Source organism: Andreprevotia lacus DSM 23236 (assembly GCF_900176275.1).
In the GTDB taxonomy this organism is placed as follows: Bacteria; Pseudomonadota; Gammaproteobacteria; order Burkholderiales; family Chitinibacteraceae; genus Andreprevotia; species Andreprevotia lacus.
On record NZ_FWXD01000017.1, the window covers coordinates 1 to 22964 of the forward strand.

Here is a 22964-nt window from a genome sequence, read left to right on the forward strand (position 1 = left end):
CTTCGAATAGCTTGGCTTTCTCTTGTGCTTCTGCCAGCTGGACTTGCAGCGCCTTGATCTGTTGCTCCGGCGTGAGCGGTTTGGGGTTTTGGTCGATGGTCATCACCGCCAAGGATGCCGCAGTTCGCCAGTCTTGTCGCCCATGCTTGCGTAACCAGGTCAGGACGGTGGAGCGGCCTTGGATGCCGTAGCAGGCTTGGGCCTGTTTATAGGTAAGCTGGCCTTTTTCGACCTGTTCGACGACAGCCAGTTTGAAGGCGAGGGTGTAGTCCCGTTGTGTGCGCTTGATCTTTGATTCCATGACACTTGTCCTTGTGTGAGGGGAAAAGTGTCAACGTATTTCAGGACGGGTCAGAGCTAATAAAAAAGCCCCTTTCGGGGCTTTTTTGGGCTTTGGTCGTGTGTCCCAAAAATTTAGAGATTTGGGAAAAATCCAGACTTCAATCGGATCCTACAACAACCTCAAACATCAATATTCCGCGCAATCAACGCATTCTGTTCAATGAAATGGCGGCGGGGTTCTACCTGGTCGCCCATCAGCGTGGTGAAGATTTCATCGGCGGCGATGGCGTCGTCGATGTTGACCTTCAGCAAGCGACGCACCGTGACGTCCATGGTGGTTTCCCACAGTTGTTCGGCGTTCATCTCGCCCAGGCCTTTGTAGCGCTGAATGCTGATGCTGCGGCGTACTTCGTTCAGCAACCAGTCCAGCGCTTCCTTAAAGCTCTTCACGCTTTGCGCCTGTTCGCCGCGTTTTACTTGCGCGTCGGCTTCGATCAGGCCGGCCAGCAGGCTGGCGGTGTGGGTGAGCTGGGCATAGTCGCCAGAGCGCACAAAGGCGTCGTCGATGTGCTGGATGTGCGTTACGCCGTGCTGGCTGCGGGTGATCTTGATCGCATGGCCTTCGCCGCTGCCGTTGGCCTCAAAGGTGTAGATCGGGTCTGCCACCACGGCGTTCAGGCGGGCCGCGCCGTCTTGGGTGCTGGCCTCGGTGCTCAGGTCCAGCGGGGTGTCGAGCTTGATCAGTGCGTTCAGCACGGCCGGGTCGATAAAGCGGCTGTTGCGCTCGATCACGGCCTCGGTCACGAAGAACTGGCGGGCCAGACTGTCCAGCGCGTCGGCCTCGATGGCCGGTTTGCCGGCGCCGGGCAGCAGGGCTGCGCCGTTCAGCGCGCTTTTCAGCAGGTATTGCTTCATTTCCTGCTCGTCTTTCAGATAGGTTTCCTGCTTGCGCTGCGTGACCTTGAACAGCGGCGGCTGGGCAATGTAGATGTAGCCGCGCTCCACCAGCTCGGGCAGCTGGCGGTAAAAGAAGGTGAGCAGCAGGGTGCGGATGTGGCTGCCGTCTACGTCGGCATCGGTCATGATGATGATGCGGTGGTAGCGCAGCTTGTCGATATTGAAATCGTCCTTGCCGATGCCACAGCCCAGCGCGGTGATCAGGGTGGTGATCTGTTCGCTGGAAATCAGTTTGTCGAAGCGTGCGCGCTCCACGTTCAGCACCTTGCCGCGCAGCGGCAGAATGGCCTGGAACTTGCGGTCACGCCCTTGCTTGGCCGATCCGCCGGCAGAGTCACCCTCCACCAGATACAGTTCGGACAGCGCCGGGTCTTTTTCCTGGCAGTCGGCCAGTTTGCCGGGCAGACCCAGGCCGTCCAGCACGCCCTTGCGGCGGGTAATTTCGCGCGCTTTGCGGGCGGCTTCGCGCGCGCGCGCGGCTTCCACGATCTTGCCGCAGATGATCTTGGCGTCGTTGGGCTGCTCTTGCAGGAACTCGGCCAGCGCCTTGTTGATGACTTCGTTCACCACCGGACCGATTTCGCTCGATACCAGCTTGTCCTTGGTTTGCGAGCTGAATTTCGGGTCGGGCAGCTTTACGCTCAGCACGCAGGTCAGGCCTTCACGCATGTCGTCGCCGGTGGTTTCCACCTTGGCTTTCTTGGCCAGGTCGCCGGCTTCGATATAGTTGTTCAGCGTGCGTGTCATCACCTGGCGCAGTGCGGTCAGGTGGCTGCCGCCATCGCGCTGCGGGATGTTGTTGGTAAAGCACTGCACCGATTCCTGGTAGGAATCGTTCCACTGCATGGCTACTTCCACGGTCATGCCGTCTTTTTCGCCGATGGCGTGAAAGATATGCGGGTGCAGCACGCTCTTGCTGCGGTTCATGTATTCAACAAAACCGCTGACGCCGCCGGTGTAGTTGAAGTTCTCTTCCTTGCCCTGGCGGCGGTCAATCAACGAAATATTCACGCCGTTGTTCAGGAACGACAGCTCGCGGATGCGCTTGGCCAGAATGTCGAAATGGAATTCGACCAGGCCAAAGGTTTCCACCGAGGCGAAGAAATGCACTTCGGTACCGCGCTTGTCGGTGTTGCCGACCAGCTTGAGTGGCTCTACGCGCTCGCCACGGCGGAATTCCATGCTGTGCACGTGGCCATCACGGCGGATGGTCAGGCGCAGCCAGTCGCTCAGTGCGTTTACCACCGATACGCCCACGCCGTGCAGGCCGCCCGATACCTTGTAGCTGTTCTGGTCGAACTTGCCGCCCGCATGCAGTTCGGTCATGACGATTTCGGCGGCAGAGCGCTTGAATTCGTCGTCTTCCTTGATGGCGGTAGGAATGCCACGGCCGTTGTCTTCCACCGATACCGAGTTGTCGGCGTGGATGATGACCTTGATGGTGTCGCAATGGCCGGCCAGCGCTTCGTCAATGGCGTTGTCGAGTACTTCGAACACCATGTGGTGCAGGCCGGTGCCATCTTGCGTGTCGCCAATGTACATGCCGGGGCGTTTGCGGACGGCTTCCAGACCTTTCAGGATGCGGATACTGTCTGCGCCGTATTCCTGCGGGTTGGCGGGCTGCTGCGGGGTGTTCTGATCGCTCATTGCTGGGTACTCTGAAAATGCAAAAAGGCCAGGTAAGCCCTGGCCTGGCGTGATGGCGCTGCTTAAATGCGCATCGGCATCACGATGTATTTGAAGTTTTCGTTATCCGGAATCGATACCAGTACCGAAGAATTCACGTCGCCAAAGGCAAAGTTCAGTGCCTCTACCGAGCTGTTGGTCAACACGTCCAGCAGATACTGGATGTTGAAGCCGATATCCAGCGGTGCGCCGGCGTAGTCCACTTCGACTTCTTCCTGCGCTTCTTCCTGTTCGTTGTTGTTGCACAGGATTTTCAGCACGCCGTCGGTCAGCACCAGGCGCACGCCGCGGAATTTTTCGTTCGACAGAATGGCGGCGCGTTGCAGCGCGGCCAGCAGCATCGGGCGTTCGATCAGCAGCAGCTTGTCGTTGTTCTGCGGAATCACGCGGTTGTAATCGGGGAACTTGCCGTCCACCACCTTGGAGTGGATCACCACGTTGCCAAAGCTGAACTTCACCTGGTTGCCGGCGATTTCGATCGCCACTTCGTCATCGACTTCCTGCAAGAGCTTGAACAGCTCGAGGATGGTCTTGCGCGGCAGGATCACTTCGTTCTTGTCGAAGCTGGTTTCCAGCTCGGCCGAGGCAAACGCCAGGCGGTGGCCGTCGGTAGCCACCAGCTTCAGGTGGTTGCCCTCGGTCACGAGGAACAGGCCGTTCAGGTAATAGCGGATGTCCTGATGCGCCATGGCGTATTGCACACGGCCCAGCAGCGCCTTGAGCTGGCCCTGCGACAGGCGCACGGTGGCTTTCAGGTTGTTGTCTACCGCCAGGGTGGGGAAATCACCGGCCGGCAGTGTTTGCAGGTTGAAGCGGCTCTTGCCGGCCTTCACGGTCAGGCGGCTGTCGGCCTCTTCCAGCGTCACCACGGTTTTGTCCGGGATGGCGCGCAGGATGTCGGAAAACTTCTTGGCAGAGACGGTAATGGCAAAGTCGCTGGCCGAGAAACCCTCGCTCTGCTGGCTGGCAATCTGGATTTCCAGATCGGTGCCGGTAAAGCTCAGCTGGCCGCCCTGGCTCTGGATCAGCACATTGGAGAGGATGGGCAGCGTGTGGCGGCGCTCGACGATACCGGTGACGGTCGCCAGCGGTTTCAGAAGGGCATCGCGTTCGGCTTGCAGCAGTTGCATGTCGATCTATCCGCAAAGAAGTTAAACGGCTGAATTCTACCTGATTCGGCAGGGGCTTTCGAGGGTGATGACAGCGCTGTTGCGCCGCCTGTCTGTCAGCTTGAAACTGACAGTTGGCGCGGGCTGGCGCTGCATCGTGTCTTTGTTGTTGGCGTGGCGGCAGCGGGGCGGCCAGCGCCCCGGCTGATCATGCTTGTCAGCTGCGCAGCATTTGCAGCAGCACGCCGTACTGGTGGGCGATTTCCGCATCGCTCTGGCGAAAGCCCTCGATGGTCTGGCAGGCATACAGCACCGTGGTGTGGTCGCGGCCGCCAAAGGCATCACCAATGGCCGGCAGGCTCATCTGCGTCAGCTCTTTGGTCAGCGCCATGGCCACCTGGCGCGGGCGTGCAATGTCACGTGTGCGCTTTTTCGAGTGCATGTCGGCAATCTTGATCTTGTAGAAGTCGGCCACGGTTTTCTGGATGTTCTCGACCGAAATCTGCCGGTTACCCGAGGCGAGGATGTCCTTGAGCGCTTCCTTGGCCGCTTCCAGCGTGATCGGCTGGTTGGTGAAGCGGGCGTAGGCCAGCACGCGCTTCAGCGCGCCTTCCAGCTCGCGCACGTTGGAGCGGATGTGCTTGGCAATGAAGAAGGCCACGGTGGAATCGAGCTTGAAGTTCTCGCGCTCGGCCTTGTTCAGCAGGATGGCCACGCGCATTTCCAGCTCGGGCGGCTCGATGGCCACCGTCAGCCCCCACGAGAAGCGCGAGGTCAGCCGTTCTTGCAGGCCGTCGATCTCGCGCGGAATGCGGTCGGACGTCAGCACGATCTGCTTGTGGCTTTCCACCAGCGTGTTGAACAGATAGAAGAACTCTTCCTGCGTCTTGTCCTTGCCGACAAAGAACTGAATATCGTCGATCAGCAGCAGGTCCAGCGAGTGGTAGTAGCGCTTGAATTCGTCAAACGCCTTGTGCTGATAGGCGCGCACCACGTCGGCCACGTATTTTTCGGCGTGGATATAGCGGATCTTGGCCTTGGGGTTGCGCTGGTGCACATAGTTGCCAATGGCTTGAATCAAGTGCGTTTTACCAAGGCCCACGCCACCGTAGACGAACAGCGGGTTGTAGCTCACGCCCGGGTGCTCGGCCACTTGCTGCGCGGCGGCGCGCGCCAGCTGGTTGGCCTTGCCGGTGACCAGCGATTCAAAGGTGAAGTTCGGGTTGAGGCGCGTGGTTTCGTGATTGGCGCCGCTGCTGACGATATTGGGCATCAGCGGCGCCGGTGCGGCGGCCGGTGCACTGCTGGGCTGCGTCGGCGCAATTTGCGCGTGCGCGCTGGCAGGGGGTGCTGCTTTTTTGGGCGCGCTGCCTACCTTGAGCGCAATGGCCGGCGCCGGCTCGTGGCCGAAGCTGGCGGCGGCTTCTTCGATCAGGCCCAGATAGCGGTCGCGAATGAACTGCAGGAAAATCTGGTTGGGGACGATCAGGTTCAGGCCGTCGTCTGCCGTTTCCGCGACCAAGGGCTTGATCCAGATGCGGAATTGGTCCGCGCCCAGGCGTCTTTCCAGCTCGCCCAGGCAGTGTGACCAGCAGTTTTCCAGTAGCGGCATAAGGTGTCGGATCGCGTATGCGCCGTGTTTTTGCGGGAAAAGAAATCCCCTCCTGCGGTTTGGGTGGCAAACGGCAGGTGCAAAAAAACACGGACGTTGTTGTGGGATGGAGGGGGATTCTACCCTTGTCGCGCCGACTTATCCACAGCCCTGGCGCCGACTGACGGAAGGTCGCAAAGCAAGAAATGGATTGACACACGCATTCTTTGCATGTGTAATCAGTGGTTTACTTTGCAACAGTTCTGGTCAGGAATCCATCATGAAGCGTACTTTCCAGCCTTCCGTTATCCGTCGCAAGCGCACTCACGGCTTCCGCGCCCGTATGGCCACCAAGGGCGGCCGTCGCGTGCTGAATGCTCGCCGTGCCAAGGGCCGCGCCAGCCTGTCCGCGTAATTACACGCTGCGAACGCCCGCGATGGGCGCTCTCCGCTATGCATTTCCGCGGGCGTCGCGCCTGCTAAAAACGGATGATTTTTCATCCGTTTTTAGTTTGCGCCTCGGCGCCACTCAAGGACCATTCCAGGTGCTGGCGCGCCCGAATGACCTTGGACACGCACGTCTGGGCCTCGTGGTCGGCAAACGAACCGACAAACGGGCGGTCGTGCGCAACTATCTCAAGCGTAGCGCGCGTGAAGCATTTCGCCTGCATGCTGCCGAGTTCGGCGGCATCGATTTTGTCGTGCGTGTGCGCGAGCGTTACGGCCGCGCGCAAGCTGCGGCCAATCGCACCCTGCTGATCAGCCTGATGCACCGGGCAGCCCGCCGATGCGCGTCGTCCTGATTGCCCTGTTGCGCGTTTACCAGTGGGCGATCAGCCCGCTGCTGGGCCCGCGCTGCCGTTTTACCCCATCCTGCTCGCACTATGCCGTTGAAGCCATAGAGAAACATGGCGCGGGGCGGGGTGGGTGGCTTACAATTCGCCGGCTTTGCCGCTGCCACCCCTGGGGCGGCTGCGGACACGATCCCGTGCCCTGACTCCCGATTTTCCCGAGCCCTTTATGGACACCAAGCGTCTTATAGCATTCATCGTGCTCTCGTTCGGCATTCTGTTCCTGTGGAACAGCTGGATGGACAAGCACTACCCGCAGCCCAAGCCGGGCGCGGTCGCCAGCGGCCCGGCCGCAGCTGGCAGCACGGCCGGCGCAGCGCCGGCTGCCGAAAGCGGCGCTCTGGCCAAGGGCCAGCGCGTGCACGTCACCACCGATTTCCTTGATGCCGAAATCGACGTCAACGGCGCCGACCTGCGCAGCGTCAAGCTGCTCAAGCACGGCGCAGCGGTGGATGTTGGCGTGTTTGACCAGTTCAAGGCGCTGTTCGGCGGCAAGCCGGTGGCCAGCAACGATCAGCCGTTCACCCTGCTGCAAGACAGTGGCGACCATATTTATGTGGCGCAGACCGGTCTCTTGAGCGATGTGAACAAAGACCTGCCTATGCATTACACCGTGTTTACTGCTGCCAAGACCAGCTATGTGCTGGACAAGGGGCAGGACAAGCTGGATGTGCGGCTTGAGGCCACCAGCCCCGAGGGCGTCAAGGTGGGCAAGACCTATACCTTCCATCGCGGCAGCTACGTGGTCGACGTGAAGTACGACGTTGCCAACGGCAGCGCCAAGCCGCTGGTGGCATCGGCGTATTACAAGCTGCTGCGTGATGGCAAGGAGCCGGTTGGCCAGCACAGCGGTATTGGCGGCACCAACGCTTATACCGGCCCGGCGGTGTATACCGAAGAAAGCAAGTTCAAGAAAGTGGCTTTCAAGGAACTGGACAAGGGCGAGGGCAGCTATCCGCACTCGGCAGGCGATGGCTGGGTTGCGATGATCCAGCATTACTTTGCCAGTGCGTGGATTGCCTCGCCGGTGGGCAAGCCGTCGGTCTGTGGCGCCAAACCATGCGAATACAAGGTGGTTCGTCAGAACAATGGCCTGTATGCGGCCAGCCTGACCACCCAGTTGCCGGTAGTGGCGCCGGGCGCCAAGTACGAAAGCAGCGTCGAGCTGTTTGTCGGCCCGCAGCAGACCCGCATTCTGGAAGCCGTCGCGCCTGACCTCGACCTGATCAAGGACTACGGCATCTTCAAGATCTTCGCGCAGCCGCTGTTTGCGGTGCTGGATTTCATCCACACCCACGTGGTGGCGAACTGGGGCTGGGCCATCATCCTGCTGACCTTGATGATCAAGCTGGCGTTCTACCCGCTCGCTTCCACCAGCTATCGTTCGATGGCCAAGATGCGCAAGCTGGCGCCGCGCATGGAGCAGCTGAAGGAACGTCACGGCGAAGACCGCATGAAGTTCCAGCAGGCCGTGATGGAGATGTACAAGACCGAGAAGGTCAACCCGCTGGGCGGCTGCCTGCCGATGCTGGTGCAGATTCCGGTCTTCATGGCGCTGTACTGGGCGCTGATTGCTGCGGTTGAGCTGCGCCAGGCGCCGTGGGCGCTGTGGATTCATGACCTGTCGGCCAAAGACCCGTACTTTGTGCTGCCGGTGCTGATGACCATCACCATGTTCGTGCAGCAAAGCCTGTCGCCGCCGCCGCCGGATCCGATGCAGGCCAAGATGATGAAGATCATGCCGCTGATGTTCAGCGTGCTGTTCTTCTTCTTCCCGGCCGGCCTGGTGTTGTACTACGTGGTGAACAACTCGCTGTCCATCCTGCAGCAGTGGTACATCACCCGCCAGATCGAGAAGGGCGACAAGGTCGCTGCCAATTCGTGATCGCCTTGTGATGCCGGATACCGGTTGCGGCAGGTAACCAGGCATCAAGAACCCGGCCGAGCCGGGTCCTGTCTGGTCAGGGCTGGAGTGGCAGCGGCGCTCGCTGTTTGATGTCACTCCCCCCGCCCTCGCCGCCGCGAGGGAGCCTCGCTGTTGCTCGTCAGTGGTCTGTGCTACTGACGAAGATATTTTCTGCCAACGCCGCCTCCGGGCGGCGTTTGTATTTGTGCCACCGGCTTTGCGCGCGCCGGTGATTTGGTCAAACTGTGCATATTCACCCCGCGAGTGCTGCCATGCTTTATGTCCCCGATACGATTGCTGCCGTTGCCACTGCCCCCGGGCGGGGTGGGGTGGGCGTGATCCGTGTGTCCGGGCGCGGGCTGGATGCGCTGATTGCCGGGCTGATCGGCCGTCCGCTCATACCGCGCCACGCACACTTTGCGCGCTTTCGCGCTGCCGATGGCGAGGTGATCGACGAGGGCATCGCGCTGTATTTCCCCGGCCCCAACTCGTTTACCGGTGAAGACGTGCTGGAGCTGCAGGGCCACGGCGGCCCGGTGGTGCTGCAGATGCTGCTGTCGCGCTGCGTGGCGCTGGGTGCGCGCCATGCCGAGCCGGGCGAGTTCAGCAAACGTGCCTTCCTCAACGGCAAGCTTGATCTGGCGCAGGCCGAGGCGATTGCCGACCTGATCGATGCGCAATCCGAGGCGGCGGTGCGCTCGGCGCTCAAGTCGCTGGATGGCGCGTTCTCGCGCGAGGTGCATGCACTGGTCGATCAGCTCGTTACGCTGCGCATGCTGGTCGAGGCCACGCTGGATTTCCCCGAGGAAGACATCGACTTCCTGGAGGCCGCCGACGCACGCGGCAAGTTGCACGGCGTGCAGCAACAGTTGCAGGCGGTGCTGGGCACGGCCACGCAGGGCAAGCTGCTGCGCGAGGGCGCGCACATCGTGCTGGTGGGCCAGCCCAATGTGGGCAAATCCAGCCTGATGAACGCGCTGGCCGGCGAGGACATCGCCATCGTCACCGACATTGCCGGCACCACGCGCGACACGGTGCGCGAGTTGATCCAGCTCGACGGCGTGCCGGTGCATATCATCGATACCGCCGGCCTGCGCGATACCGACGACGTGGTAGAGAAAATCGGCATCGAACGCACCTGGGCGGCGGTGGAAAAAGCCGATCTGGCACTGCTGCTGCTCGACAGTCGTGAAGGCGTAACCGCGCACGACGCCGCCATTCTGGCGCGCCTGCCAGCGCCACTGCCGGTGCTGCGCGTGTTCAACAAGATAGACCTGACCGGCGAAGTGGCCGGGGCTGTGGCAGCGGATGAGGTGCATGTATCGGCCAAGGGCGGCATCGGTATCGATGCATTGCGGCAGAAGCTGCTGGAGCGCGTGGGTTGGCAGGGCAGCGATGCCGGTGTGTTCATCGCACGTGAACGGCATCTGGATGCGATACGCCGCGCACAGGCCCATCTGCAGACGGCCGATGCGGCCTATCGGCAGATCGAGTTGTTTGCCGAGGAGCTGCGGCTGGCGCAGAACGCCTTGAACGAGATCACCGGCGAGTTCAGCGCGGATGATCTGCTTGGGGTCATTTTTAGTCGTTTCTGTATTGGTAAGTAAGTAAATACGCCTATTATCTACATGGCATGTTGCAGCCCCCGTACGGCGGATTGACTGTATATCCGCTCGTCGGCGGTTGGCTGCATGCGATCTGCCTGTCCGCCTTGGTGGCATTCGATCCTGACATATACTTCGTGTAAGTACAGAATGTAAGTATTTGTCTGACAGTGATTGCCATGCCCACCGCCCCGCATTTCCGCACCCCGCCTGCCAGCGAGCTTTGCTCGATGGCCGATGGCCTGCTGCAGCCTGCCTGGATCGCCGCCAGTGACGGCACGGTGCAGTACTGCAACCAGGCCTGGTTCGATTTCTGCGGCGCCGTGCATGAAGAAGACATCAACCAGATCTGGCTGCGCAGCACCCACCCCGATGATCACCCGCGCTATGGTGCGGACAGCATGCCGGGCCAAGCCGGCGAACAGGTGGTGCGCTGCTGGCATTTTGCCAGCCGCGGCTGGTATCGCTTGCATGGCCGGCAGATGCCCGTGCGCGGCGGCAGCGGTGAAACGCTGCACTGGTTTTTCATCGCCCACGAGGCCGCCATGATGGGCGACACCCCGCAGCGCGACGCCGAGCTGGAAAGCCGCGCGCACGAGCTGGCGGCGGTCAATCACTATCTGGTGAACGCGCTGCGCGAGCGCGAGGCCGCGCTGGCCCAGTTCGAGCAGCACACCGCCCACCTGGGCGCGGTGATTGCCACGCAGGCGCAGCTGGCGCAGGCCGAGCTGGACCTGGACGAATTCATGCGCATCGTCGTGCAGCGCATGATCGAACTGACGCCAGCCACCGGAGCGGTAGTCGAGCTGGCCGACGGCGACGAGATGGTGTACCGCGCTGTCAGTGGCGTGGTCGCCCCGTATCTGGGCCTGAGGCTGGCGCGGGTGGGCAGTCTGTCCGGCCTGTGCGTGCAGCTGGGCGAGATTCTGGAAAGCGCCGATACCATGCTCGATGCGCGGGTCGATCAAGAGGCCTGCCGCAAGATCAATGCGCTGTCCATGGTCGTTACCCCGTTGTTTCATGCAGGCATCCCGGTGGGGGTGCTGAAAATCCTGGCCGACCGGCCCTACGCGTTTACCCCAGCGCATACACATACGCTGCAGCTGATGGCCGGCCTGATCGGCTCGGCCATCGGCCACCAGCTCAGCTTTGAAACCAAGCAGATGCTGCTGGAAGAACGCACGGCCGCGCTCAACGCGCTGGAGAGCGAAGTGGCGCGCCGCCGTGCCAGCGAGGAGCGTACGCGGCTCATCATCGAAAGCTCGGGCGAGGCGTTCATGTCCATGGACCTCGATGGCCTGATCACCGACTGGAACCAGCAGGCCGAGCAGACCTTTGGCTGGCGGCGTGACGAAGTGCTGGGCCGGCCGCTGTACGACGTGCTGGTGCCTGCCGGCAAGCGCGATGACTATGCAGCCGCGCTGGCCGGGTTTCTGCAGGCCGTGGAGGGGCAGGCGCTGTCGCAACGGCTGGAGCTGGTGGGGCAGACCTTGGGGCGTGGCGAAATTCCGATCGAGATGTCGATTACCGCCATCCGCAGCGGCAATTCATTCTTGTTCAGCGCTTTTTTGCGCGACATCAGCGAGCGCAAGCGCGAGGAAGAACGGCTGCGCCATCTGGCCGACCACGACGTGCTGACCGGCCTGCCCAATCGCCGCGCGCTGACCGGGGCGCTGGAGCAGGCGCTGGCCCGCGCCAACCGCATGCAGCGCGAGGCCGCGGTGATGTTTCTCGACCTCGATGGTTTCAAGGCCATCAACGATACCCACGGCCATGAGGCCGGCGACGTGCTGCTGCGCCAGTTTGCCGCACGCATCATTGCCAGTGTGCGGCAGAACGATCTGGTATGCCGCCTGGGCGGCGACGAGTTCGTGGTACTGCTGGAAGGACTGACCGATGGCAGGCAGGATGCAGCACGCGTGGCCGAGCAGATCGTGGCCCGCATGGCCGACGAGATTGCGCTGCCCGAATGCGCGGTCAGGGTCACCACCAGCCTGGGCATTGCGCTCTATCTGCCGCACAGCGGCATGAGCGCCGATGCCCTGCTGGGCAGCGCCGATGAGGCGCTCTATGTGGCCAAGCGTGCCGGCAAGAACCGTTACGCGATTGCGGGCGGTGCAGGCAAGGACTGATCTTTTTTGGACGCGGGTGCATCCAGCACCAGAACCGTTGGCCGCACGGACATCGCCACAGCCGGATCGGCGCCACTGACGAGCGTTAGCGAGGCTCTCTCGCGAGGGCGTGGGGCTCAAAACAGGGAGAGCCGTTGCCTCACCCGCTACAACCGGCAAGCCCCCGGCTTTGCCGGGCGCTTGATACCGGTTATTCATGGATTACGGTTCAATGGGCCAGGCAGGCGCTCAGGCCCGGCGGCTTTCCCGCGCGGTGATCACTCTGTCGATGGTGGCTGCCATGCCCGGAATGCTGCAGGTCGAGTTTTCACCCGGGGTGTAGACCGGCGGCGTGGCTTGTGACGGGTCGCCCTGATGGAACGGTGGTTGCGGGTTGTATTGCACCATCAATTGCACCGCACCGGCCACGTTATCATTGGATAGCAGCGCAATGATGGCCAGCACCTCGTCGATGCCCGACGAAATGCCGCCACCGGTAATGCGGTTGCCGTCGATCACATAGCGCGGATAGCCCGGCGCAACCGTGATGGACGGGAACAGGCCCAGGCAGGGCAGAAAGGCCCAGTGCGTGGTGGCGCAGTGGCCGTCCAGCAGGCCGGATGCGGCCGCCAGCATGGCGCCTTCACAAACCGAGGCGGTGTATTGCGCCGCGTTGCCGACCTCATACAGCAGGTCCATTGCCTTTTCGTCCAGCATCAGTTGTTCCAGCCGCATCGGGTCGCCGCCCGGTATCCACAGCAGGTCGATCTTGTCCGTACTGTCCGGCCCGGGCGCGGTCAGCGCCGGCAGGTCGGCACCGATGGTCAGCTTGTCGCGCGTGATCACCCGGCTGCCGTCCAGCGAATACACGCGCACCTCGCGCACCGGTGCGCCGGGGTTGTACTCGCTTTCCAGCGAGGCCATCCAGTTGAACAGCTCATAAGGGGCTGCGATGTCCATCAGGTCGACGCCATCATAGGCGGCGATGCCGATCACGAACTTGTTGGGTGCTGTCATGTTTGCCTCGGAAGTGGTTTGCTCGGGTCGGAACAGGTCGCACCGGCCCCATAGCCGGTGCGACGCGCGATCAATGGTGCCCTTGCGAGGTGCCGCCCAGGCCATCGGGCAGCGCGATGCGGATGTTCTGCATCATCCCCTGGTCCTCGTGGTCGAGGATGTGGCAGTGCAGGACGAAATCACCGATATAGCGTTCGTAGCGGGTGCGCACCACGATGGTGTACATGCCCTGCTTTCGGGTCGGCGCTTCCTCGCTGGGGTACAGGTCCTTGATCCACAGCGTGTCCTTCCATACCCCCTTCAGGCCGGGGTATTGCGCGTCCTTGCCGTCAACGGCGTTTTCCAGGCTGACGTCGTTGCCGTTCGGGTCGATGATCTTCACCACCTGGAACGGGTTCACGTGGATGTGGAAGGGGTGGCTGACAAAGTGCGAGGTCAGCGTCCATTCATCCACCGCACCCAGTTGCAGCACGCGGTCGATGCGGCTGCCGTCATACGGCCTGCCATCCACCTGGAAAAAGGCGCTGCCCGGCACCGAGGTGTCGATATTGAACGCCAGTGTTTGCGTGCCGGTCACTTCATCGTCGGTAATGGTCTGGTGCGGCACGAACTTGGTCAGCGTCAGGTTGTTCAGCACATCGTTGGCCACGGTCTGGCGCACATCGGCCGGCATGTTGACCTTGGCGGCCTCGGCCAGCTTTTGCAGCACGTACTGCTTGGGGTTGGCGATGGCCGGGCCGTCGCCCTCGGCCTGCACGATGCCCAGCAGGCGGGCCGACGGTGCCGCGCGGTCGATGGTGGCGGTCACTTCGGTGTTGTTGATCACGCAGTAATCGCCGGCTTGCGGGAAGCTCACCAGCGCATCCCAGCGGTAGCCGGGCTGGAATACGGCGGTTTTCTTGTATAGCGCCTTGGCCATGGTCAGGCCGTCGGCAGCCACCAGCGGCAGGTCCAGCGCCGGGCCGGTGCAATAGCGGTTCACGTATTCATCGGTGGCGGCCGCGCTCAGCGCGGTCAGCAGCGGTGCGCCCGGTGTGCGGCGACGGATCTGCAGCGAAATGGTGTCGCGCACGCCACCGTGGATCATGCGCCAGCGCTCGATGGTGCCGACCTTGGCCTTGCCCAGCGTGCCCAGCACCACCCCGTTGATGCTGGTGTAGCGGCCGGATGATTCCCAGGTGCCGGGGCCGAACTGGTCATAGGCGGTGATGGCGCCCACGTCGCCATCGTCGCACTTGTAGCGCTGATCCTTGGGGTTGGGTTTTTCGCCCGGCAGCGGGTCATTGCCATAGGTCTTGATCTGGCCTGCGAGCGGGCCGCTGGCAAAGCGGCATGCATACTGGATTTGCTGGAACACCATCACCCGCTCGGGGAAGGTGGTGTTGCCATAGGGCTTGAGCAGGGTGTCGAGGTCGCCGTTCTCGTTCGGGGTCGGCGGGCGCGTGCCGCGCACGATCAGCGCGCCGGCCATGCCGCTGGAGACCTGCAGCGCGGTCGAGCCGTGCTGGTGAGTGTGATACCAGAACGTGCCGGCCGGATGCGTGGGCGGAATGTTGTATTCGTACTGGAAACCCACGCCGGGATTGATCGACAGCAGCACGTTATCGCTGTTGCCGGCCGGGTTCACCCACAGGCCGTGCGAGTGCAGGTTGGTGCCGTTGAAGCAGTGCGGCGTGTTGGCGCTGCCGCCTTGCGGCAGGCAGCTCGGATCGCGCGGCAGGTCGTTGTTGAGCGTGATGCGCACGGTCTGGCCCGGGTAAGCCTCGATCTGCGGCGCCACATACACGGTCTGGCCCGGTGTGCCCCACGTGGTGGGCGGGTCCAGCGGTTTGGCCTTGCTGCCATCGCCCTGCACATAGCTGCGCAGTTGCACCTTGTCGTATTTCACCTCGCCGGGTTTTTCCACCGAGGGATTGCGTATCCAGCCGTTCACATAACGGATGGCCAGGTCGAAATACACTTCGCGCGGAACACCGGGCGCCAGCTCGGTGGTGAGCGGTTTGGCCAGCAGGTTGAGCCGCGGCTTGGCGTGGCCGGCATGCGCCAGCAGTGGGGGCGCGGCACGCAGCAGCGGCGGGTTGCCGACTTGCTGGGGTTCGTCGGCCAGCACGGGGGCGGCGCAGGCGCCGGCCAGGGTGCCAAGCAGCATCAGGCGGGCCGCAAGGTAGCGCGGCGCGGGCAGGGTCGTCATGAGTTCTCCTTGGTCACTGCTGTGAACGGTTTCACACGCCGGCGGCCATGCAATCCGGGGTAGGACGGGGCAGCGGCTGCCGGCAAACCGGCTGCTGGCATGGTGTGCTGCAGGATGTAGCTGTCTACCGTTTAACACAATGTTAAACAAAAAGACCTTTATTTCTGACTTTTGTACATATATCAAACATGCACATCAAGAAAGAATTGTGGCTAAATATGCCATAGTCATATCGCAATTGCGATGACCGCTGTGCGCCATGTTGCATCCGGCCCGTGTTCAATCCCGCGCCGTGTCATGTCCAGCCCGGTTGCAGCCAGCGGAGACCGCGCCAATGCCAGCGCATGCTGGTGGCTGGCGCCTTTGCAAGCCGGGGCATCCAGCCCTTTCCTACCTCACACCATTCTGGGCGGTATCAAACATGACACATGCATTGCGGGTACGCAGGTCCATCGTCGAGCTGCAAAACGAATACAGCAAGGGCAACAAGAAACCGCTGGAAGACCTGATGCGGGCCTGGAAGGGCATCAAGGAGTTGCCTGCCAGCGATCCGAACTCCTTCTTCATGATCGGCGGTTACCATGGCGAGCCGTTCCGCGGCGCAGGCTGGGGCAATGCTTCGTACTGGGGCGGGTATTGCAACCATGGCAACGTGTTGTTCCCGACCTGGCACCGTGCCTATCTGGTGCGCCTCGAGCAGGCACTGCAAAGCGTGCCGGGCTGCCACGACGTGATGCTGCCGTACTGGGATGAAACCAGCGAAGATTCGGTCAAGAACGGTATTCCCTGGGCGCTGACGCAAAAAGACTTCGTGCTCGATGGCCAGACCATTCCCAACCCGCTGCGCTCCTTCGTGTTCAACCGCAACATCAAGGATCACGTCAACGGCGACGATCCCAACTACAGCAAGGCCAACGGTTATGAAACCGTGCGTTATCCGCTGTCCGGGCTGGTGGGCACGCCGGATGACCGCGCCGCCACCGAGGCGCACAACGCCCAGTTTCCGGACTACAACACCAATGTGCAGCTGTTGAACCAGAACATCGTCAACTGGCTGGGTTCGCACATCGTGGTCGACAAGCAGATCATCCCGACCAATGTGAAGAACAAGTTCGAAAACTGCCTGAACGCGCCCAACTACACGGTGTTCTCCAACACCACCTCGGCCGCGGAATGGAATGACAATCTGCCTGCCGGCACCAAGGCCGTGGTGCCGCTGGAATCGCCGCACAACAGCATCCACCTGGCCGTGGGCGGCTACGACGTGCCGACCGGCCCGAACGCCGGCGATTTCTCGCCGATTGATGGCGCCAACGGCGACATGGGCGAGAACGACACCGCCGGCCTCGACCCGATCTTCTATTTCCACCACTGCTTCATCGACTACGTGTTCTGGCAGTGGCAGAAAAAGCACGGCTACACCGATCATCTGGAGCTGATCTCGGGTTATCCGGGCACCAACTCGGTCGACAACCAGGGCCCGACACCGGGCGTGGTGCCCAACTCGTGGCTGACGCTGGATTCGCCGCTCGATCCGTTCAAGGTGCATCACAACGGTCACGAGCGCGCCGCCACCTCGCACGACTACATCAACATCGAAAAGCAGCTGGGCTTTACCTATGCGCCGGGCTCGCTGGACGATCACGCCCAGGCGCCCAAGCTGGCTGCCACCGTGGAAGAGGGCTACAGCAGCAAGGTGATCCGCGTGTCGGCACTGAACCGCGCCCGCATTCGTGGCTCCTTCCTGATCTCGGCCTTTGCCAACATCGACGGCAAGCGCTATCACCTCGGCACCGAGGCCGTGCTGAGCCGCTGGGCGATCCAGGGCTGCGCCAACTGCCAGACCCATCTGGAAGTGAAGGCGGCCTTCCCGCTGCACGGCCTGCGCGCGCAGGCGCTGGCGACGGCTGACTTCGAGGTGGAAGTGCACACCCGCGACGGCCAGCTGCAGCAAAGCCCGCCGCAACTGCTGCAGGCAGCTGCCGTGCCGGCTGGCACTGCGCCTGCGCCGGCGCAGAAGGCATTCCGCGTCGAAGTGCGTTAAGCGCCCGCCCGGCCTGCTCCGTCAGGGGCAGGCTGCAACTGCCTGTCCCCCGTCTGCGGCCCGCTGGCCGGATCGCAGACGGTTTTTGATGCCTGCAAGGAATCCGCAATGAGTTTCGTCCCCGAAATCGGCCCGCTGACGGGCACCTGGACTTACCGCAGCCTGCAGAACGACCCGGATGTGAACACCGCGTTCAACGATCTGGAATTCGGTCGCGGCAACATCGATATCGAAGCCGCGCCGCAAGGCGTGTTCAAGGGCCGCATCTATGGCCCGGGCTGGGAGCTGCAGCTCAACGGCTCGATCAGCTATGGCAACCCCAACACCGTGCGCTTTCAGGGCCGTGGCGTGGTGGGTGGTGAGGAGTGGATTTACGACTACATCGGCTACCTCAGCCCGCCGTGGCCCAATGGCATCGACCAGCGCCCGGCGCTGGCCGGCTCCATCGTGCGCACCATTCCGCATGCCAGCGGCGCGGGCGGCGTATCGCCGGCCGGCGTGGTCTGCACCTGGTATGCCGTGCTGGACAAGCCGGCAGCCTGAGGCCGGCACCGCGTCATGCCTTCCCCCTCAGCCTGGTTGATGACCCTGCCTGCCGGCTGGCGCGTGCTGCTGCTGGCCGTGCTGGGGGCGCTGGTGCTCGATCTGCCGGTGCGCCTGCACGGTGCGCCAGCCGACTTGAGCTGGACCTTGCTGGGCGCGCTGGCCTGCGCGGTGGTCGAGGCCGCTGTTGCGCTGCGCGTGCTGCGGCCGTGCCGCCGCAGCGCCATGCTGGCTTGCCTGCTGGCGATCGGCATCGGCACCTGGCTGGATTTCAGCCGCATCGCGCCCGAGGCGCTGCTGTCGTTCTGCACCACGCCCACGGCCAGCGGCTGGCTGGGTCTGCCGCTGGAGCACCTGCGCTGGTTCCCGTTTACCGCCTTGCTGATGCTGGGCGTGGTGGTGCAGGGGCGTGCCGCAGGCCGCTTCGCGCTGCCGGCGCTGGGCTGGGTGGTGGCCGAGTTTGCCGCCATGCTGCTGGTGATGGCGCTGGGCATGGCAGTGTTCAAGAGTCTGGCGCAGGCGTTGGGTCTGCCGTGGGCGGCCAACGGCATGGTCGGCGTCATGCTACTGAGCATGCTGGCGTTCTCGCTGCTGCATACCGGCATGCAGCTCACTCTCGCGGCATGGCCGCTGGTGGCAGGTCAGTCCAGCGTGCGGCGGTAGAACTTCACCGCGATTCCCATCACCACCGTGGTAAACAGCAACAGCGGCCAGATGCTGGGCCACAGCTCGACCAAGCCGCTGCCCTTGAGCAGAATGCCGCGTATCAGCCGGTTGAAGTGCGTCAGTGGCAGAAGGTTGCCGATGAACTGTGCCCAGCCCGGCATGCCGCGAAACGGGAACATGAAGCCCGACAGCAACAGGTTGGGCAGAAAGTAGAACATGGTCAGCTGCATGGCCTGCAGCTGGTTCTGCGCCAGCGACGACAAGGTAATGCCCACGGTGAGATTGGCCGCCACGAACAGCAGCGCCGCCAGATAGATCGTCCCCACGTTGCCGACGATGGGTACGTGGAACACGTAGCGTGCCGCCAGCAGGATGATGGTGGACTGCACCAGCCCAATGGCCACATAGGGAATGATCTTGCCACTCATCACCTCCAGCGGCCGCACCGGCGTGGCCAGCAGGTTTTCCATGGTGCCGCGCTCGCGTTCACGCGTCATGGCAAGGCCGGTCATCATCACCATGGTCATGGTCAGGATCACGCCCATCAAGCCCGGCACCACGTTGAACTGCGTATTACCCTCGGGGTTGTACAGCCGGTGCACGGTGACGTCGAAGGCCGGTGGCGCGGGCTGCAGTGCGGCCAGCGGGCCGTTCAGGTCCTTGTGCGCCGCCGTTTGCGCCAGCTGGCCCAGTGCCGCCAGTGCCATGCCGGTGGCGGCGGGGTCGGTGGCATCGGCCTCGACCAGCAGCGATGGATGCTCGCCGCGTACCAGCCGGCGCGAGAAATCGGGCGGGATATGCACCACGAACTGCACCTTGCCCTGCACCAGCGCCTGCGTGGCGGCGGCCTGATCGGGCAGCGTGCCGATGATCTGGAAGTAATCCGAATTCTGTAGCGCAGCCAGATAGCTGCGGGTGAACTCGCTGTGCTCGCCCGCCACCACGGCGGTGGGCAGGTGGCGCGGGTCGGTATTGATGGCAAAGCCGAACAAGGTGAGCTGCACGAGGGGCAGGCCGATGATCATGCCGAAGGTGATGCGGTCGCGCCGCAGCTGCAAAAACTCCTTGAGCACCATGCTCCACCAGCGCGCCAGCGAGAACCAGCGGCTCATGCCGGCACCGCGTAGTTGTCGGCCGACTGGTTCATCAGATAGATGAACACGTCCTCCAGCCCGGTGGCCACTTGCGTCAGCGTCACCGGCTGGCCGGCAGTAATGCGGCGCAAGGTGGCTTCCAGCAGTGCGCCATCCGGCCCGCTCACATGCAGCGCGCCGCCAAATACCACCGTCTGCGCCACGCCGGGCTGGCCATGCAGCAGCTGCGACAATTCGGCCAGCCGCGTGCCGGCCACTGCCCAGGTGGCGAGCGACTGACTGGCGATCACCTCATCCGCCGTGCCCTGCGCCAGCAAGCGACCATAGGCGATATACGCCAGCTTGTGGCAGCGCTCGGCCTCGTCCATATAGTGTGTCGATACCAGTACCGAGATGCCTTGCGCCGCCAGCCGGTGCAATTCCTCCCAGAAATCGCGCCGCGCGCTCGGGTCCACGCCGGCGGTGGGCTCGTCCAGCAGCAGCAATTGCGGCTCGTGCAACATGCATGCGGCCAGCGCCAGCCGCTGCTTCCAGCCGCCCGACAGCGCGCCGGTCAGCTGCTTGGCGCGCGAGGTCAGCCCCAGCCCTTCCAGCGTGCGGTCCACTGCCTCGCGCCGGCGCGGCATCTGGTACATGCGGGCCACGAAATCGAGGTTCTCGCGTATCGTCAGGTCGTCCCAGTACGAGAACTTCTGCGTCATGTAGCCGACCTTGCGCTTGATGGCATCGCTGTCGCTCAGGTCATGGCCCAGGCATTGGCCGCTGCCCGAATCGGGCGTCAGCAGCCCGCACATCATGCGGATCGACGTGGTCTTGCCGCTGCCATTGGGGCCGAGAAAGCCGAAAATCTCGCCGCGCCGCACCCGCAGCGACAAATCCTTCACCACGTGCTTGTCGCCAAAGTGCTTGTTCAGCCCGTGCACATCGATGGCGTATTCAGTCATTGCGCAGCACCTCGACCGGCTGGCCCGGGTGCAGCCTGGCCGCGTCGGCCGGCGCCGGGCGGGCTTCCAGCATGAACACCAGCTTGCTGCGGTTTTCCTGGCTGTAGATCACCGGTGGCGTGTATTCGGCCTCGTTGTTGATGCGGCTGACTTTGGCCGCCACCGGCTGGCAACCATCGCAGCGCAAGGTCACGGTCTGGCCCGGCTGCCAGCGGCCCAACTCTGGCTCGGGCACGAAAAAGCGCACCTTGATGTTGCCGGGTGGCAACAGCTTGACCACCGGACTGCCGGCCGGCACCCATTCGCCTTCGCGGTACAGCGTGTCGTTGACCAAGGCTGCAGCGGGGGCGGCCAGTGATTTCTGCGTCAGCCGCCAGCGGGCCTGATCGAGCGCTGCCTGCGCTGCTGCGATCTGCGCCACCTGCGCCTTCAATTGTTGCTCGCGGCCGGGCAGTGCGGCCACGGCCAGGCTGCTGCGCAATTGCTTTACCTGCGCACTGGCGGCTGCGGCTGCCGCGCGCGATTGATCGAGTTGTGCCGGGGCGATACCGCCGGCCTGCGCCTGCTGTTCGTCGCGGCGCAACTGGGTGGCGCTGCGTTGTGCCTCGATTTGCGCCTGCGCCAGCTGCGCGCGTGTGACATCCAGCTCTTGCGGGCGTTTGCCGGTTTGCAGGTCGGCCAGTTGCGCGCGGGCGGCTTCGAGCTGGCGTTCGGCCTGGCGCGCGGCGGCGGCTTCGTTGTCGCTGTCGAGCGCAAACAGCGCCGCGCCGGCGGCCACCTGCTGGCCGGCCTGTACCTGCAGCTTGCTCAGCCGGCCGGGTTGCGAGCTGGCCATATAAACGTAATCGCCTTCAATGTAGCCTTGCAGCGCGTTGCCGGGTGCCGGTGTGCAGCCGGCACACAGCAGGGTGAATCCGTACGGCAGGGCAAACAGGGCTGGCCGCATGGCGACTCCGGCTGGACAGGGAGGTGGACTGCTCTTCCAACATATTGAAGCACAACGGGGCATGCAAGCTTGCGCAGACGCAAGCACGATGTGCTGGCATCATGGCTGCTTGCAAGATTACCCCCACAGGCGCGAGGTGAACGGATAGAATCGCGCCCTTTTTTCTGGAGTGGACGATGGCTTGCGGTGTGGATTTCGGTACGTCCAACTCGACGGTAGGCTGGGTACGACCTGGCAGCGATACCTTGCTGGCGCTGGAGGAGGGCAAGACCACCTTGCCCTCGATGCTGTTCTTCAACAGCGAGGAAGAATCGGTCAGCTTTGGCCGCGCTGCGCTGGGTGAATACATGGATGGCTACGAGGGGCGGCTGATGCGTTCGCTCAAGAGCATCCTTGGCACCGGCCTGATGAGCGCGCAGACCGAGGTGGGCGGGCAGGCGCTAAGCTTCCAGACCATCCTCTCCACCTTCATCAACGAGCTGAAGGCGCGTGCCGAAAAGAGCGCCGGGCGCGGTTTCGATGCCGCCGTGCTGGGGCGGCCGGTGTATTTCGTCGATGACGACAAGGCCGCCGACCAGCTCGCGCAGGACACCTTGGCCACCATCGCGCGTGGGGCGGGCTTCAAGCACATCGAATTCCAGTTCGAGCCGATTGCTGCTGCGTTCGATTACGAGCAGACGCTGACGCATGAAACCCTCACGCTGATTGTCGACATCGGCGGCGGTACGTCCGACTTCTCGCTGCTGCGGCTGTCGCCCGAACGCGCCCAAGCGGCGGAGCGGCATGGCGACATCCTGGCCTGGGGCGGTGTGCACATCGGCGGCACCGACTTCGACCGCGCGCTCAGCCTGGCCGCACTGATGCCGCTGCTGGGCTACAAGACTCTGCTGAAAAGCGGTGCCGAAATGCCATCCAGCTATTACTTCAACCTGGCCACCTGGCACACCATCAACTTCGTCTACACGCGCCGCGTGATGAGCGATCTGCAAGACCTGTTCCGCGATGCCACCGAGCGCGACAAGCTGGACCGCCTGTTCAAGCTGATCGCCAATCGCTCGGGTCACTGGCTGGCCACGCAGGCCGAGGCAGCCAAGATCGCACTGTCCGATACTGCCGAACACCGGCTGGCGCTGGACCGCATCGACGCAGGGCTGGTGCATACGATACAGCGCAACGTGTTCGAGGCCGCCATCGACGGGCTGATCAGCCGCATCGAGGCTGCCGTGGCCGACGTGCTGCTGCAGGCCGGCATCACGGCCGATCAGGTCGATACCGTTTACTTTACCGGCGGGGCATCCGGCGTGCCGCTGTTGCGCAGCCGCATCGGTGCTTGCCTGCCCAACGCGCGCCATGTCGAGGGTGACCGTTTCGGCAGCATCGGCACCGGCCTTGCCATCGACGCCGCGCGGCGTTTCAACTGAG

General features: G+C 63.1%; 18 protein-coding genes and 1 pseudogene. 10 read left to right on the plus strand and 9 right to left on the minus strand.

What is annotated here, in order from left to right:
- The 4 genes and pseudogenes from B9A19_RS14180 to dnaA form a co-directional block, all read right to left on the minus strand.
- A pseudogene (locus B9A19_RS14180) lies at positions 1-301 on the minus strand (IS3 family transposase); the annotation flags it as partial.
- 161 nt (positions 302-462) lie between these two features.
- On the minus strand, positions 463-2886 hold the full coding sequence (gene gyrB / locus B9A19_RS14185) for a DNA topoisomerase (ATP-hydrolyzing) subunit B (RefSeq protein WP_084091468.1): 2424 nt from the start codon (positions 2884-2886) through the stop codon (positions 463-465).
- A 62-nt stretch (positions 2887-2948) separates the two neighbouring features.
- Positions 2949-4055, minus strand: a complete 1107-nt coding sequence (gene dnaN, locus B9A19_RS14190; RefSeq protein ID WP_084091469.1) for a DNA polymerase III subunit beta — start codon at positions 4053-4055, stop codon at positions 2949-2951.
- A gap of 196 nt (positions 4056-4251) precedes the next feature.
- Positions 4252-5646 (minus strand): chromosomal replication initiator protein DnaA, encoded by a 1395-nt coding sequence (gene dnaA, locus B9A19_RS14195; protein WP_084091470.1) that lies wholly within the window; start codon positions 5644-5646, stop codon positions 4252-4254.
- A gap of 259 nt (positions 5647-5905) precedes the next feature.
- On the opposite strand from dnaA, the gene rpmH reads away from it, so the two are divergent.
- From rpmH to B9A19_RS14225, 6 genes are all read left to right on the plus strand, one after another.
- Positions 5906-6040: a 50S ribosomal protein L34 gene (rpmH, locus tag B9A19_RS14200; RefSeq protein WP_084091471.1), complete on the plus strand. Its 135-nt coding sequence runs from the start codon at positions 5906-5908 to the stop codon at positions 6038-6040.
- Between the two features lie 22 nt (positions 6041-6062).
- The gene (gene rnpA, locus B9A19_RS14205; protein ID WP_084091472.1) at positions 6063-6428 is read left to right on the plus strand and encodes a ribonuclease P protein component; all 366 of its coding nucleotides are present in this window, start codon (positions 6063-6065) and stop codon (positions 6426-6428) included.
- Positions 6413-6622: a membrane protein insertion efficiency factor YidD gene (yidD, locus tag B9A19_RS14210; RefSeq protein WP_084091473.1), complete on the plus strand. Its 210-nt coding sequence runs from the start codon at positions 6413-6415 to the stop codon at positions 6620-6622. The genes rnpA and yidD overlap by 16 nt, the downstream gene beginning before the upstream one ends.
- A gap of 23 nt (positions 6623-6645) precedes the next feature.
- Entirely contained in the window at positions 6646-8361 is a 1716-nt protein-coding gene (yidC, locus tag B9A19_RS14215) for a membrane protein insertase YidC (RefSeq protein WP_084091474.1), read from the plus strand.
- A 293-nt stretch (positions 8362-8654) separates the two neighbouring features.
- A complete protein-coding gene (mnmE, locus tag B9A19_RS14220) occupies positions 8655-9989 on the plus strand; it encodes a tRNA uridine-5-carboxymethylaminomethyl(34) synthesis GTPase MnmE (protein WP_084091475.1) in 1335 nt (444 codons plus the stop codon).
- 176 nt (positions 9990-10165) lie between these two features.
- Positions 10166-12118 (plus strand): diguanylate cyclase domain-containing protein, encoded by a 1953-nt coding sequence (locus B9A19_RS14225; protein ID WP_084091476.1) that lies wholly within the window; start codon positions 10166-10168, stop codon positions 12116-12118.
- A gap of 228 nt (positions 12119-12346) precedes the next feature.
- Here B9A19_RS14225 and B9A19_RS14230 read toward each other — a convergent pair whose 3' ends face one another.
- Positions 12347-13114, minus strand: coding sequence for a DJ-1/PfpI family protein (locus B9A19_RS14230; protein ID WP_084091477.1), 768 nt, complete (start codon positions 13112-13114; stop codon positions 12347-12349).
- 70 nt (positions 13115-13184) lie between these two features.
- Positions 13185-15305, minus strand: coding sequence for a multicopper oxidase family protein (locus B9A19_RS14235; protein ID WP_217807071.1), 2121 nt, complete (start codon positions 15303-15305; stop codon positions 13185-13187).
- Between the two features lie 421 nt (positions 15306-15726).
- On the opposite strand from B9A19_RS14235, the gene B9A19_RS14240 reads away from it, so the two are divergent.
- The 3 genes from B9A19_RS14240 to B9A19_RS14250 all read left to right on the plus strand — a co-directional run bounded on the left by B9A19_RS14240 (position 15727) and on the right by B9A19_RS14250 (position 18555).
- Positions 15727-17349: a tyrosinase family protein gene (locus B9A19_RS14240; RefSeq protein WP_084091478.1), complete on the plus strand. Its 1623-nt coding sequence runs from the start codon at positions 15727-15729 to the stop codon at positions 17347-17349.
- 108 nt (positions 17350-17457) lie between these two features.
- A complete protein-coding gene (locus B9A19_RS14245; RefSeq protein WP_084091479.1) occupies positions 17458-17892 on the plus strand; it encodes a hypothetical protein in 435 nt (144 codons plus the stop codon).
- A 15-nt stretch (positions 17893-17907) separates the two neighbouring features.
- Positions 17908-18555: a hypothetical protein gene (locus tag B9A19_RS14250; protein ID WP_139798855.1), complete on the plus strand. Its 648-nt coding sequence runs from the start codon at positions 17908-17910 to the stop codon at positions 18553-18555.
- On the opposite strand, the gene B9A19_RS14255 is transcribed toward B9A19_RS14250, so the two are convergent.
- The 3 genes from B9A19_RS14255 to B9A19_RS14265 are packed head-to-tail and all read right to left on the minus strand — an operon-like array spanning position 18534 to position 21542.
- Positions 18534-19670: an ABC transporter permease gene (locus B9A19_RS14255; RefSeq protein ID WP_084091481.1), complete on the minus strand. Its 1137-nt coding sequence runs from the start codon at positions 19668-19670 to the stop codon at positions 18534-18536. The genes B9A19_RS14250 and B9A19_RS14255 overlap by 22 nt on opposite strands.
- On the minus strand, positions 19667-20596 hold the full coding sequence (locus tag B9A19_RS14260) for an ABC transporter ATP-binding protein (RefSeq protein WP_084091482.1): 930 nt from the start codon (positions 20594-20596) through the stop codon (positions 19667-19669). Before B9A19_RS14260 ends, B9A19_RS14255 begins: the two co-directional genes overlap by 4 nt.
- Positions 20589-21542: an HlyD family secretion protein gene (locus tag B9A19_RS14265; protein WP_084091483.1), complete on the minus strand. Its 954-nt coding sequence runs from the start codon at positions 21540-21542 to the stop codon at positions 20589-20591. Before B9A19_RS14265 ends, B9A19_RS14260 begins: the two co-directional genes overlap by 8 nt.
- A gap of 176 nt (positions 21543-21718) precedes the next feature.
- On the opposite strand from B9A19_RS14265, the gene B9A19_RS14270 reads away from it, so the two are divergent.
- Positions 21719-22963, plus strand: coding sequence for an Hsp70 family protein (locus tag B9A19_RS14270; RefSeq protein WP_084091484.1), 1245 nt, complete (start codon positions 21719-21721; stop codon positions 22961-22963).
- Position 22964 lies beyond the last annotated feature (1 nt).

What these genes read in the sequence shown, in the direction of transcription:
- dnaN (WP_084091469.1), bottom strand. Translation starts at nt 4,055, where the DNA reads ATGCAACTGCTGCAAGCCGAACGCGATGCCCTTCTGAAACCGCTGGCG.
- B9A19_RS14225 (WP_084091476.1), top strand. Translation starts at nt 10,166, where the DNA reads ATGCCCACCGCCCCGCATTTCCGCACCCCGCCTGCCAGCGAGCTTTGC.
- B9A19_RS14255 (WP_084091481.1), bottom strand. Translation starts at nt 19,670, where the DNA reads ATGAGCCGCTGGTTCTCGCTGGCGCGCTGGTGGAGCATGGTGCTCAAG.
- B9A19_RS14245 (WP_084091479.1), top strand. Translation starts at nt 17,458, where the DNA reads ATGAGTTTCGTCCCCGAAATCGGCCCGCTGACGGGCACCTGGACTTAC.
- B9A19_RS14260 (WP_084091482.1), bottom strand. Translation starts at nt 20,596, where the DNA reads ATGACTGAATACGCCATCGATGTGCACGGGCTGAACAAGCACTTTGGC.
- rnpA (WP_084091472.1), top strand. Translation starts at nt 6,063, where the DNA reads ATGGGCGCTCTCCGCTATGCATTTCCGCGGGCGTCGCGCCTGCTAAAA.
- gyrB (WP_084091468.1), bottom strand. Translation starts at nt 2,886, where the DNA reads ATGAGCGATCAGAACACCCCGCAGCAGCCCGCCAACCCGCAGGAATAC.
- B9A19_RS14270 (WP_084091484.1), top strand. Translation starts at nt 21,719, where the DNA reads ATGGCTTGCGGTGTGGATTTCGGTACGTCCAACTCGACGGTAGGCTGG.
- B9A19_RS14250 (WP_139798855.1), top strand. Translation starts at nt 17,908, where the DNA reads ATGCCTTCCCCCTCAGCCTGGTTGATGACCCTGCCTGCCGGCTGGCGC.
- B9A19_RS14240 (WP_084091478.1), top strand. Translation starts at nt 15,727, where the DNA reads ATGACACATGCATTGCGGGTACGCAGGTCCATCGTCGAGCTGCAAAAC.
- B9A19_RS14235 (WP_217807071.1), bottom strand. Translation starts at nt 15,305, where the DNA reads ATGACGACCCTGCCCGCGCCGCGCTACCTTGCGGCCCGCCTGATGCTG.
- B9A19_RS14230 (WP_084091477.1), bottom strand. Translation starts at nt 13,114, where the DNA reads ATGACAGCACCCAACAAGTTCGTGATCGGCATCGCCGCCTATGATGGC.
- dnaA (WP_084091470.1), bottom strand. Translation starts at nt 5,646, where the DNA reads ATGCCGCTACTGGAAAACTGCTGGTCACACTGCCTGGGCGAGCTGGAA.
- B9A19_RS14265 (WP_084091483.1), bottom strand. Translation starts at nt 21,542, where the DNA reads ATGCGGCCAGCCCTGTTTGCCCTGCCGTACGGATTCACCCTGCTGTGT.
- mnmE (WP_084091475.1), top strand. Translation starts at nt 8,655, where the DNA reads ATGCTTTATGTCCCCGATACGATTGCTGCCGTTGCCACTGCCCCCGGG.
- yidC (WP_084091474.1), top strand. Translation starts at nt 6,646, where the DNA reads ATGGACACCAAGCGTCTTATAGCATTCATCGTGCTCTCGTTCGGCATT.
- yidD (WP_084091473.1), top strand. Translation starts at nt 6,413, where the DNA reads ATGCGCGTCGTCCTGATTGCCCTGTTGCGCGTTTACCAGTGGGCGATC.
- rpmH (WP_084091471.1), top strand. Translation starts at nt 5,906, where the DNA reads ATGAAGCGTACTTTCCAGCCTTCCGTTATCCGTCGCAAGCGCACTCAC.